The 12567-nt window shown below is 45.7% G+C and carries 9 protein-coding genes; 7 read left to right on the top strand and 2 right to left on the bottom strand.

The window, feature by feature from the left end; translation table 11 throughout:
- The first annotated feature begins 2 nt into the window (after positions 1-2).
- From ACXABW_RS09100 to ACXABW_RS09085, 4 genes are all read left to right on the top strand, one after another.
- A complete protein-coding gene (locus tag ACXABW_RS09100) occupies positions 3-1082 on the top strand; it encodes an efflux RND transporter periplasmic adaptor subunit (protein ID WP_252030815.1) in 1080 nt (359 codons plus the stop codon).
- Complete coding sequence (locus ACXABW_RS09095; RefSeq protein WP_457522313.1) at positions 1082-4183, top strand: efflux RND transporter permease subunit; 3102 nt, start codon at positions 1082-1084, stop codon at positions 4181-4183. The genes ACXABW_RS09100 and ACXABW_RS09095 overlap by 1 nt, the downstream gene beginning before the upstream one ends.
- Positions 4184-4239: 56 nt before the next feature.
- Entirely contained in the window at positions 4240-4803 is a 564-nt protein-coding gene (locus ACXABW_RS09090; protein WP_457522311.1) for a DNA-3-methyladenine glycosylase I, read from the top strand.
- A 79-nt stretch (positions 4804-4882) separates the two neighbouring features.
- Entirely contained in the window at positions 4883-5341 is a 459-nt protein-coding gene (locus ACXABW_RS09085; RefSeq protein WP_252027486.1) for a globin family protein, read from the top strand.
- A gap of 53 nt (positions 5342-5394) precedes the next feature.
- Here the strand turns inward: ACXABW_RS09085 and ACXABW_RS09080 are convergent, their stop codons facing one another.
- Positions 5395-6585: a cystathionine beta-lyase gene (locus ACXABW_RS09080; RefSeq protein WP_457522309.1), complete on the bottom strand. Its 1191-nt coding sequence runs from the start codon at positions 6583-6585 to the stop codon at positions 5395-5397.
- A gap of 78 nt (positions 6586-6663) precedes the next feature.
- Positions 6664-8118, bottom strand: a complete 1455-nt coding sequence (gene cls / locus ACXABW_RS09075) for a cardiolipin synthase (RefSeq protein ID WP_457522308.1) — start codon at positions 8116-8118, stop codon at positions 6664-6666.
- A 347-nt stretch (positions 8119-8465) separates the two neighbouring features.
- Here cls and ACXABW_RS09070 point away from each other — a divergent pair, with 347 nt between their 5' ends.
- The 3 genes from ACXABW_RS09070 (at position 8466) to ACXABW_RS09060 (ending at position 12558) form a co-directional block, all read left to right on the top strand.
- On the top strand, positions 8466-9896 hold the full coding sequence (locus ACXABW_RS09070; RefSeq protein ID WP_457522306.1) for a sodium-dependent transporter: 1431 nt from the start codon (positions 8466-8468) through the stop codon (positions 9894-9896).
- A gap of 229 nt (positions 9897-10125) precedes the next feature.
- Positions 10126-11739: a methyl-accepting chemotaxis protein gene (locus ACXABW_RS09065; RefSeq protein WP_457522305.1), complete on the top strand. Its 1614-nt coding sequence runs from the start codon at positions 10126-10128 to the stop codon at positions 11737-11739.
- 111 nt (positions 11740-11850) lie between these two features.
- Positions 11851-12558 (top strand): TIGR01621 family pseudouridine synthase, encoded by a 708-nt coding sequence (locus tag ACXABW_RS09060; protein ID WP_457522304.1) that lies wholly within the window; start codon positions 11851-11853, stop codon positions 12556-12558.
- The last annotated feature ends 9 nt before the right edge of the window (positions 12559-12567 follow it).

The raw sequence follows: 12567 nt of genomic DNA, 5'->3' as shown, positions 1-12567 counted from the left end.
TGATGAAGCCAATTAAAAGCTTATGTCTGTTGTCCTTGCCGATACTATTGGCGGGGTGTGGTAAGCCAGTTGAAAACGTAGAACCAGCGCTTCCCAAGGTGAGGGTCGCTAACTTAGATAACAAAGTAGTTAGCGATAGCCTGTATTTCCCAGCGGTAGCAAATGCTGCGGAGCGTTCACACTTAAGTTTCCGAGTTTCAGGTGAAATTAGCTTACTTAACGTGAAAGAGGGGGACCGAGTTAAAAAAGGCGATATCCTTGCTGAGATCGACCCGACCGATTATCAACTCGATGTCGATAATGCTTCCGCTCGCTACACAGTAATTGATAGCCAGTATCGACGTTCCAGCCCGCTGGTCAAAAAAGGCTTATTAGCCAAGTCGCAGTTCGATGAAATAGCAGCGCAGCGTCAAATTGCACTTGCGGAGCTCCAGTTAGCGAAGCTTCGATTGTCGTTCACCATGCTACGCGCTCCGGTAGATGGCATCATATCTCGTGTCGCTGTAGACCAATTTGAAAATATCCAAGTGGGACAGCAGATCGTTAACATCCACAGTGTTGACAGTGTTGAGGTATTAATCCAACTTCCTGACCGTTTGTATTCGAATCAGCCTAGCCAGGAAAAGCTAGAGAAGATTAATGCCATTGTTCGAGTGCCTAGCGGTAACGAATATCAAGCTGAAATCAAAGAGTTCACGACGGAACCTGACCCGGCTACAAGGACCTTTACTGTCACGCTGACCCTGCCGATGCCTGAAGATGAATACATTCTTGATGGTATGGCGGTAGAAGTTACTTCTCGTGGTCAAAGTATCGGCCTCGGCTTGAATATCGGTGTACGAGTACCGATTGAAGCCATTTTTAATGCAGATGGTGATGAGCTCGAGAGAGCCGAAAAGTTTGTGTGGGTTGTGAACGATAACAAGACGGTTTCGAAGCGTAAAGTGATAGTAGGTAAAGCGTCTAAGAGAGATTTGCAGATCCTTGATGGGCTTGATACGGAAGATACCGTAGTGATTGCGGGCGTATCGAAACTGCGTGAAGGAATGAAAGTGGATGTAATTTCAGAGGGAGACAAGTAATGAGTGACGAACAAAAGAACTTGTCTCAGTCAGACGAAAACGTAACCGGTATTGCGGCATACTTTATTCGTAACCGTGTGATTAGCTGGATGATTTCACTGATCTTCCTGATTGGTGGTGTATCGGCGTTCTTTGGCTTAGGACGATTAGAAGACCCAGCGTTTACCATCAAAGATGCCATGGTTGTGACGTCTTATCCTGGTGCGACTCCGCAACAGGTTGAGGAAGAAGTAACGTATCCCCTTGAAAAGGCCATCCAGCAGTTAACCTATGTGGATGAAGTCAACTCGATTTCGAGCCGAGGTTTGTCGCAAATTACTGTGACGATGAAGAATAACTATGGCCCGGACGACTTACCGCAAATCTGGGATGAGCTTCGTCGTAAGGTCAATGATTTAAAAGGCTCGTTACCACCAGGAGTGAATGAGCCAAGCGTCATAGATGACTTTGGTGATGTGTACGGGATTTTGCTCGCAGTTACAGGTGAAGGCTACAGCTACAAAGAGTTGCTGGACTACGTTGATTATCTGCGCCGTGAAATGGAGCTGGTCGATGGGGTCAGCAAAATCTCGGTGACAGGTCAGCAGCAGGAACAAGTGTTCATTGAAATATCGATGAAACGCTTGAGCAGCTTAGGTATTGCGCCAAACACAGTGTTTAACCTGCTATCGACTCAAAACATCGTATCTGATGCTGGTGCTATTCGAATTGGTGACGAGTACATTCGTATTCACCCAACTGGTGAGTTCAAGAATGTCGACCAACTGGGTGACTTGATCATCACTGAAAGTGGTGCTCAAGGCTTAATCTACTTGCGCGATGTGGCGGAAATCACGCGTGGTTATATCGAAGTTCCAACCAACATTATCAACTATAACGGTAAACTGGCACTGAACGTCGGTGTGTCGTTCGCTCAAGGCGTCAACGTTGTTGAAGTGGGCGAACGTTTTGATAGGCGACTTGCAGAGCTCAAGTTCCAGCAACCTGTCGGTGTAGAGATTTCCGAAATATACAGCCAGCCGAAGGAAGTAGATAAATCGGTAAGTGGGTTCGTCGTCAGTCTAGGGCAGGCGGTCGCGATCGTTATTATCGTATTGCTGTTCTTCATGGGGCTTCGCTCTGGTCTTCTTATCGGCCTGATTCTGTTGCTAACAGTGTTGGGCACTTTCATATTCATGCAGTACTTCAAAATCGATCTCCAGCGTATTTCGTTAGGTGCTTTGGTGATCGCGCTGGGTATGCTGGTGGATAACGCCATAGTGGTGGTCGAAGGGATACTCATAGGGACACAGAAAGGGCGGACGCGGATGCAAGCTGCGACCGACATCGTGACACAGACTAAGTGGCCACTACTGGGTGCTACGGTCATTGCTGTTACAGCCTTTGCTCCGATTGGCTTGTCGGAAGACTCGACCGGTGAGTACTGTGGAACTCTGTTTACGGTATTACTTATCTCGCTAATGCTGAGTTGGTTTACCGCTATCTCTCTCACTCCGTTTTTTGCCGATATGTTCTTCAAAGGTCAAAAAGCGCCAGAAGGTGGAGAAGATAGTGATCCTTACAATGGCATGGTGTTTGTCATCTACAAGAACTTCTTAGAGTTCTGCATGAAACGCGCATGGCTCACGGTTGTAGTATTGGTTGTTGGTTTAGGAGTGAGCTTGCACGGCTTTACGCTTGTGAAGCAAGCTTTCTTCCCATCTTCGACGACACCAATGTTTCAAGCGGATATTTGGTTGCCGGAAGGGACAGATATTCGTGCGACCAACACCAAGTTAAAAGCACTGGAGTCATGGCTTTCTGAGCAAGATCATGTTGAGCATATCACCACAACCGCAGGTAAAGGTTTACAGCGTTTTATGCTGACTTATGCTCCAGAAAAGAGCTATGCAGCCTACGGTGAGATCACAACACGTGTCGACAGTTATGAAGCGCTCGACGAGCTCATGACCAACTTTAGACAGCATGTTGAAGATAACTTCCCAGAAGTGAACTACAAGCTCAAACAGATTGAGTTAGGTCCTGGTGGTGGCGCTAAGATAGAAGCGCGAATCATTGGCTCAGATCCAACCGTTTTGCGCAGTATTGCTTCTCAAGTAGTGGACATCATGCATGCGGATCCAGGTGCGACCAATGTTAGACACGACTGGCGTGAACGTACCAAAGTACTTGAGCCTCAATTCAACGAGAGTCAGGCTAGACGTTACGGCATCACTAAGTCAGATATCGATGATTTCTTGTCGATGTCTTTCTCGGGTAAGTCTATTGGTGTATATCGTGATGGTACGACCTTGATGCCGATCGTAGCGCGTTTGCCAGAAGACGAGCGTATCGATATTCGTAATATCGAAGGGATGAAGATTTGGAGCCCAGCTCAAAGTGAGTTTATTCCGCTGCAGCAAGTCACCTTGGGTTACGATGTACTTTGGGAAGATCCAATCATAGTACGTAAGAATCGTAAGCGCATGTTGACCGTTATGGCAGATCCAGACCTTCTTGGTGAAGAAACCGCGTCAACACTGCAAAAACGTTTGATGCCTGCCATTGAAGCTATTGAAATGCCACCAGGTTACTCTTTGGAGTGGGGCGGTGAATACGAGTCTTCTCGTGATGCTCAAGCATCTCTGTTCACCACAATGCCGCTTGGTTACCTATTTATGTTCTTGATTACCGTGTTCTTGTTTAATTCGGTGAAAGAGCCATTAATCGTTTGGTTAACTGTACCACTCGCCGTTATTGGGGTTACCACTGGTTTACTTGCATTGAATACCCCGTTTGGCTTTATGGCTCTACTTGGTTTCTTGAGTTTGTCTGGGATGCTGCTGAAAAACGGTATCGTGTTGCTTGACCAAATTGAGATTGAAATGAAGTCAGGTAAAGACCCATATGTGGCAGTGGTAGATGCGGCGCTAAGTCGTGTACGACCGGTATGTATGGCGGCGATCACGACTATTCTTGGTATGATCCCTCTACTACCTGATATCTTCTTTAAGCCAATGGCAGTAACCATCATGTTTGGTTTAGGTTTTGCTACCGTACTGACACTAATTGTCGTGCCAGTGTTGTATCGTATTTTCCACAGAGTGAAGATACCAGCCTAATTGAAAATTGATGTAAACGCCTCTGCTTGCAGAGGCGTTTTTGTAAGGAACAGACTATGACAAAAGATACAACGTGTGCTTGGGCGATGAATCACCCGCTAGAGCGTGAATACCACGATGCTGAGTGGGGCGTACCGGTTTATGACGACCGAGTATTATTTGAGTTCATTACACTTGAAGGAGCTCAAGCTGGCCTGAGCTGGATTACAATTTTGAAAAAGCGAGATGGCTACAGACACGCCTTTCTTGATTACGATATTGAAGCTTTGTCAAAGCTCGATGAACGTAACGTAGAGAAGATCATTGAGAACTTTGATGTGGTGAAGCATAAAGGCAAAATTGCTTCAGTATACGGTAATGCGAGGGCTGTTATAGAGTTGCAGAAAGAATATGGTTCATTATCCAAAGCTCTCTGGCAGTTTGTTGATGGTAAACCAATGGTGAATGCGTGGACATCGATGGATCAAGTCCCAGCTTCGACACCGGAATCTCTCGCTATGAGTAAGTTTCTCAAGAAGAAGGGCTTTAAGTTCGTCGGAGAAACAATCTGCTACGCATTTATGCAAGCGACAGGCATGGTGAATGATCACTTTGTTTCATGTCCTTGCTATAAAAAATGAGGTTAAGGCAGGTAATTATCTGAGCTAAAGCTATGAATTACTTCTACTCTTAAGAAATAATAAAAGGCTAGGAGTGACAATGTCGATTAGTGCGATTGAAAAGCAATTGATTCAGAAAAGTTTTGCCAAAGTTGAGCCTATAGCTGAACAAGCAGCAGAAATTTTTTATGCCAAGCTATTTGAATACGATCCGAGTTTACGTCGCTTATTCAAGTCCAATTTAAAAGATCAGGGGCGTAAACTCATGGCCACCTTAACCGTTGCCGTAAAGGGGTTAGATGATCTAGAAGCTTTGGTTCCTATATTGCAGGATTTGGCTCGCCGGCATGTTGCTTACGGTGTGAAAGCTGACGATTACACTCCCGTGGGAAATGCACTTTTGTATACGTTGAAAACAGGACTTGGCGCAGACTTTGACGACAGAACCAGAAATGCTTGGGTGAAAGTGTTTTCGACCATTGCGCTAGTGATGAGAACAGCAGCGTACTCGGACTTTGACCCAGATACTTATCAGAATCGCAAGCGCTACAATCACTAATAAAAAAGCCTGACAACGGTCAGGCTTTTTTATTTGAACAACGTAGAGGCTATTTATTGCTTTACGAGGGTGTTGTAACGCTCAAAGCCTGCTTCTAGATCGGCGATGAGGTCACTGACATCTTCTAGACCAATGTGAAGACGGATTAGCGTGCCCTCAAACTCTGGATTCGAAATGGTGCGAAGGCTATTAAAGCTCTTAGGCTCATTGGCAAGAATCAAACTTTCATACCCGCCCCAAGAGTAGCCCATACTGAAATGCTTCATCTCATCAAGCAGAGCCGTTGTCGCTCGCGGGTAGCTAGATTTGAGTACAAATGAAAATAGGCCATTACCGCCAGTAAAGTCACGTTTGAAAAACTCATGACCAGGGCATGACTCTAGAGCTGGATGGCGAACGTGATCCACTTCCGGGCGACTTTGTAGCCATTCTGCGACTTTCAAGCTGTTCTCTGCGTGCTGGCGTAAACGTACATCGAGTGTGCGGATCCCACGTAAGCCGAGGTAAGCGTCGTCAGGAGATACACATTGCCCCATTAAGTAACTTTGCTCGCGCAACTGGTCCCAATACTTCTCGCTGGCAACTGCCGTTCCTAACATGACGTCTGAATGGCCGACAATGTATTTGGTCGCGGCTTGAATCGAAATATCCACCCCATGTTCAAAAGGTGAGAAGTTAACGCCCGCCGCCCATGTGTTATCGAGCATAACGATGATATCGTGCTCGTGAGCGATACGAGAAAGAGTAGGGATGTCTTGGACTTCCATAGTGATAGAGCCCGGTGATTCGGTAAATAGAATACGCGTATTTGGCTTAATCAGTTCACGAATGCCTTCGCCAATGGTCGGTTGGTAGTATGTGGTTTCCACTCCCATCTTCTTCAAGATCTTGTCGCAAAAATCACGGGTCGGCTCATAACAGGTATCGACCATCAATATGTGATCGCCTGTTTCAACAAACGATAAGATGGCGTTAGAAATAGCCGCCGTTCCACACGGGTATAGCGCACAGCCCGCACCACCTTCGATTTCAACCATTGCATCTTGGAAAGCAAAGTGTGTATTGGTACCACGGCGCCCGTAAAACAACGTTTTGTTCGCGCGGTTGACCGTTGCCTTGTGCTTTTCGGCAACCGTGTCAAAAACTACGGTAGAAGCGCGTTGGACTGGTGGGTTTACTACACCATTAGTCCACTTTTTGTCACGGCCAGCGGTGACATATTTGGTTTGTTTGCCTTCCGACATAAGAGTTCCTTGGCTGAGTTGTATCACTTATTTAAACCATGGAGCTGCCTATATTTGCAACCCCATGATTTAAAAAGATCACAGAAGAGGGTTAAACAGGTAGAACAGGCGTTCAAGGAAACGTGAACGCAATGAACGTTGTTTCCACTGCTTTTCATCGATGGAGTAAGATTGCTCAATATAGCTTTGCTGTAGCCAACGCATTTCTTGGGTGAAGGCTTGATCGTCAATTGCTAGGGTAACTTCAAAGTTAAGCCATAGACTGCGCATATCCATGTTGACTGTACCGACCAAACAGAATTGGTCGTCAATCACGACGGATTTGGTATGCAGTAGTCCTCCGTAAAACTCATAGATTTTGACCCCAGCTGCTAGCAGCTCAGCGTAGAAAGCTCGTGACGCCCATTGCACCATCATTGAGTCGTTCTTATGTGGAATAATGAGTTCCACGTTAATCCCACGCTGCGCCGTCATTTTGAGAGTTTCAAGCAAGTCTGCGCTTGGGACAAAATAAGGAGTGGTGATGCGAACGGATTTGTTGGATTGGTGGATTGCCAAAGCTAATACTTGGGAAATCAGATGTTCAGGCATCCCCGGGCCCGATGGCACCACTTGTACCGGGTGCTGTTGTAGAGTTGGGTCAATTTTGCATTGTGGCAGTTGAGGCAGGGTACGAGAGCCCGTCTCAACTTCCCAGTCCCAGCAATGAATGGCTGAAAGCACGTTGACGGTTGGGCCAGTGACGCGAACCATGATGTCTATCCACTGACCAACGCCTGAGCTCTGCTTAAAATAAGCAGGATCGACCATATTCATTGAGCCTGTGTAAGCAACGTTGTCGTCAATGACAATAATCTTACGATGTTGACGTAGATCGAGACGACGCAGGAAAATACGCCATGGGCTCACTTCTAATGCTTGAACAACGTCGATACCCGCATCTTTCATCATCGAAACCCACGGGCTGCGGAAAAAACGAGGGCTGCCGGCTGAATCAAGCAATAGCTTTACATCCACCCCGCGTTTAGTCGCTTGAATAAGTGCAGAGGCGACAGAATCAGCAAGCCCACCAGGATGCCAGATGTAGAACACCATCCTTATGCTTTGCTCTGCTTGTTCGATGTCATTAATTATGGAGTGGAGGATTTCACTGGGTGAATTCTGTAGAGATAGAGTGTTACCGCTGAGTGCAGGGATCCCCATGCGGTTGTTACATAACTCGTCAATCTTATAGATATGCGCGCCCATAGACTCGGGAAGGTGGGCGTGGCAATCATTCAATTGACCAAACCATTTACCAAACGGCTGGAACATATCGCGTGCGCGGTCTGCTCGCTTCTTACCTAGGTTGAGTTCGCCGAATAGAAAATAGCAGCCAACACCGACGACGGGAAGAATATAAATAATCATTAGCCAAGAAAGGGAAACGCTGACTGAGCGACGCTTAAGGACCACACGTAAAGTGACACCTGCGACAAGCAGCCAGTAAAGAGCAATGCTAGCTAAAGTGAGGAAGTGATAGAACTTATCCATACATCCATTTCATGTTTTATGAGTTGAGGTTGATATTAAATAGAAAAATGGCGTTTGGAAACGGAATTATTTGGTATCAAAGTGTGAGAACTAGTCGGAAATTGTTACTAAAGTGTAAATGACAGGATTCATTAACGTTATTAGCTCAAAAAAGCAACAAATAAGCTATAGAACTATAGATAAAGCCGTAAAATAGACTTTGCGGGGTTCCAATTTTAATCTCAAACTGGTTTACTTGCTACCGTAGAAGCGTCACCTATAACTTTTAATAAGCGTAAATATTAATTTACACTAAAAAATTTGACGCCACAGATAATGCAAACACAACACAAAATTTTGGAGATAAAGTGGCTACTAGCAATTCAACCACGAAACCCCGTGATACCTGGGGATCGAAACTAGGATTCGTAATGGCTGCAGCAGGTTCTGCTGTTGGCTTAGGTAACATCTGGAAATTCCCATACACAGCAGGTGAAAATGGCGGTGGTGCATTCATCGTTATCTATCTTGCGTTCGTAATTTTCATTGGTTTTAGCGTAATGCTGACTGAATTTGCGGTTGGTCGTAAGACTGGTCGTGCAGCAGTAGGTGCATTCAAATCGACCGATGGTCGCTGGACTTTCGTCGGCGTTATTGGCGTACTGAGTGGCCTATTGATCATGGGCTTCTACCCTGTAGTGGGTGGTTGGGCTCTTGCTTACGTTCAGAAAGTAGCAGGGGGCCTACTAAGCACTCCTGAAGCAATCGGTGATAGCTTTGGTGGCTTTATCACTAACCCTGTACAACCACTTATGTGGATGGGTATTTACCTTCTAATGAACATCGTAATCGTTAGCCGTGGTATCTCAGGTGGTATCGAGAAAGCGGGTAAGATTCTGATGCCAATTCTATTCCTTATCCTGATCATCGTATCAGTGAAAGGTCTAATGCTTCCTGGCGCAATGGCTGGTGTTGAGTTCCTATTTAGCCCTGACTTCTCGAAAGTAGACAGCGGCGTAATTCTAGCGGCTCTTGGTCAAGCATTCTTCTCTCTAAGTCTGGGTATGGGCTGTATGATTACATACGGTAGCTACCTGAAGAAGAAAGAAAACCTAGTACAAACTACAGGTATGGTTACTGCAATGGATACAAGTGTTGCTATCCTAGCCGGTATCGCAATGTTCCCAGCAATGTTTGCACTTGGTATGGAGCCAGCAGCTGGCCCAGGTCTAGTATTCGTTGTTGTACCACAGCTATTTGCTGAAATGGGCGGTGTAGGCGTAATCTTCGCTCTACTATTCTTCGTAGGTCTAACAGTAGCGGCACTAACGTCTTCAGTATCTCTACTAGAAGTAGTGGTTTCTTACCTAATCGATGAGAAAGGTATGAAGCGTTCGACGGCTGTTCTATCTGCAGGTGCAGTAATGGCGGTACTGTGTGTGTTTGCTTCTCTGTCACTTGGCGGCGTTGGTCCAACACTATTCGGTACTGGTGCGTTCGATATCTTCGACCTACTTACTGATAAAATCTTCCTTGCTGTTGGTGGTATGCTTGTATGTATCTTCGCTGGTTGGAGACTATCTCGCGAAGAGCTTGAAAAAGAAATCACAAACGACGGTGAAGTTAAGTTCCCACTGTTCGGTCTATGGTACAACCTAGTTAAGTACGTAATCCCAGTAGCGGTAGCGGTAGTAGCATTCGTTGGTATCTCTAGTGGCTTCGATAGCGGTAAAGGTGCCATCATGCTAGTTGGTATTGGTATCATTGCTCTAACAGGTATCATATCTAAGAAGCTATAACGCTTAGATAGATAAAATACGAAAAGGCGAGAAACTTAGGTTTCTCGCCTTTTTTTGTGCTTTCTATTTGGGTCAACAGCGTACAGCAAGCAACACCCGTAGTACTGGTATATCAATGATTTAATTAGCATATTATTAGTTTATTGCTAAAGGTATCAGTATAGGCGCCGATAATAATAGATGAACTCGCACTTTTAGCGAATGACTTTTTACTTAGGGAAGGTGTCACGTGAAATTGTCAGTAGGAAAAAAACTGTATGCAGGCTTTGGTTCCATCCTCGCCTTACTATTAATACTGGTTACCATCATATGGTTTGAAGTGCTCAGTTCGCACAATGTCGCAACGGAAATTCGTACCGATGATGTGCCTGAAGCGGTTACGTATTTGGTGCTGATAGATGAAGCTGGAGATGTATATCGTGACGCTATGGGAACGGTAACCGGCGTTGATAATGGCATTCAAGATTACAGAGACAATAAAAAAGAGTTTGCGCAGGCGATTGAGAAAGCTAAAAGCTTAGAGAATCGTGGAAGTGAAGATTACCAGCGTATCGAGCGTATCGAATCGCTGATGAATAGCTTTACCCAAGTTTTCGAAAATGAAATAGTGCCGAATGTTGGCCAAGGTGACTTAGTGTTCGATATTCGAGAACTACGTGGCCTTTACGAGCAGTATCTATTGCCTATAGAGGCGTTGCTTGACCAAGCTTCTGCCAATGAGCAGCAGCAAACTAACACGGCGTTACTAGAACTTAATGAGTCATTTAATTTGATCGAAAACTCGATTTTAATTATGTCCTCAATCGCGCTCATCCTAGGTGGCCTTATCGCGTTTATTTTGTCCAAATCGATCACCTCGCGTTTAACCAATTTGGAGCAGGTAGCGCAGCGCGTCGCCAGTGGTGACCTAACCGCAGAAAATATCGTCGATGACTCGGGTGATGAACTGGCAAATCTGGGTGCTTCAATTAACCAAATGCAGAGTTCACTTGTGAATCTCATTGGTTCTATTTCTTCGGTGACCGATCAGGTTCAAACGGTGACGGGTGAGCTGTCGTCAATCAGTAGCGATATTGTAAATGGCGCTTCCGCACAAGCGGATAAAGCAAGCCTAATTGCTACTGCCGCAGAAGAGTTGAGTTTGACGATATCAGAAGTCGCGCAGCAAGGTTCCGCTACTTATGAAGAAGCACAGCGCTCAGAAACATCTGCAGAAGAAGGGCGTAACGTCATCGTCGAGATGGTAGCAAGCATTCAGCAAGTGTCTCAACAGATGACGGATATGTCGAAGCAAATGAATCAGCTTGGCTCTCATGGTGAACAAATCGGCAGTGTGATCAAAGTAATTGAAGATATTGCTGAACAAACCAACTTGTTGGCTTTGAATGCCGCGATAGAGGCTGCGCGAGCAGGCGAATTTGGTCGCGGTTTTGCTGTAGTAGCAGATGAAGTTCGAGCGCTGGCTGAAAGGACAACCAAAGCAACACAAGAAGTGTCAGGGATTATCCAAGCCATTCAAACGGGGACCCAAGAAGCGGTCACTTACACCGATGACAACTGCCGTTTGGTGGAGATAGGTGTTGAGCAAAGTAACGGAGCAGTGAGTGCGCTCGAAGAGATCGTTGCTGGTGCCGCCAATGTGCAAAGTATGGTGAATTCTATTGCCACGGCTGCAGAAGAGCAAACTGCGGTGACCAAAGAGATTGCAGCGGATATTACGGCTATTAGCGACATTTCAGAACAATCATTGACCCTAGCGAATCGAAGCTCTGAAAGCACGTCTGGGCTAAATCACAAAGTGGCTGAGCTTGAGCAATTGATTGGTAAATTTAAACTCGCCTAAAGCAAGTTCTATGGCTGGGTAGTGTTTGTCTCGCTAGATATCAGGCTAGGCAAACACTAGCATCTAACGCAATTCTAGGTATACTCCTCGCTCTAGCTTTGGAGCGAGTCAATGTTCGATATTCTCTATACTCATCACGACTTTCTGGTGATCAATAAACACCCTAATGTATCTGTCCATAAAGATGACGGCGACACTATGCTGTTGCAAGAAGTCGCCAAAGTATCTGGGGACTCACAACTTTACTTAGTGCACCGTTTAGACAAGATGACCTCTGGGCTGTTGATTCTGGCATGTAATGCTCAAGCGGCCAGCGAGCTATCGAAACAGTTCGCAGATAGGCTGGTGGAAAAGTTTTACTTAGCGATAGGCAGTAAAAAGCCGAAGAAGAAGCAGGGGCTTATTGTTGGGGATATGGAACGCTCACGTCGTTCATCATGGAAATTAGTGAGCTCTCAATCTAACCCTGCTGTGACTCAATTTTTCTCACTTGCAGGAGATCCAAGGCAAAGGCTGTTTCTATGTAAACCATACACAGGAAAGACTCACCAAATCCGTGTCGCACTTAAATCGGTGGGCTCTGGTATTGAGGGTGACCCAATTTACAATTCCGCTTCTCAGGCAGATCGTGGTTATTTACATGCGTTTGCTCTGAGGATTGCTTATAGTGGCGAGCAACACGAATTTGTGTGTGACCCGCGATCCTTTGAAAACTTTGGTCAACTGTGGACAAGTGAGCCTGTTTCAAATGGGATCGAATCTTGGCTCACACCGTGGGCACTATCTTGGCCAAAGCTTCCTACGTCGATTCAACACTAACTTCATTAA

This window comes from Vibrio paucivorans, from assembly GCF_054053395.1.
This window is presented reverse-complemented; position numbering and strand designations above follow the sequence as displayed.

Coding starts and splice junctions, on each gene's coding strand:
- ACXABW_RS09100 (WP_252030815.1), top strand. CDS start 3: ATGAAGCCAATTAAAAGCTTATGTCTGTTGTCCTTGCCGATACTATTG.
- ACXABW_RS09095 (WP_457522313.1), top strand. CDS start 1,082: ATGAGTGACGAACAAAAGAACTTGTCTCAGTCAGACGAAAACGTAACC.
- ACXABW_RS09090 (WP_457522311.1), top strand. CDS start 4,240: ATGACAAAAGATACAACGTGTGCTTGGGCGATGAATCACCCGCTAGAG.
- ACXABW_RS09085 (WP_252027486.1), top strand. CDS start 4,883: ATGTCGATTAGTGCGATTGAAAAGCAATTGATTCAGAAAAGTTTTGCC.
- ACXABW_RS09080 (WP_457522309.1), bottom strand. CDS start 6,585: ATGTCGGAAGGCAAACAAACCAAATATGTCACCGCTGGCCGTGACAAA.
- cls (WP_457522308.1), bottom strand. CDS start 8,118: ATGGATAAGTTCTATCACTTCCTCACTTTAGCTAGCATTGCTCTTTAC.
- ACXABW_RS09060 (WP_457522304.1), top strand. CDS start 11,851: ATGTTCGATATTCTCTATACTCATCACGACTTTCTGGTGATCAATAAA.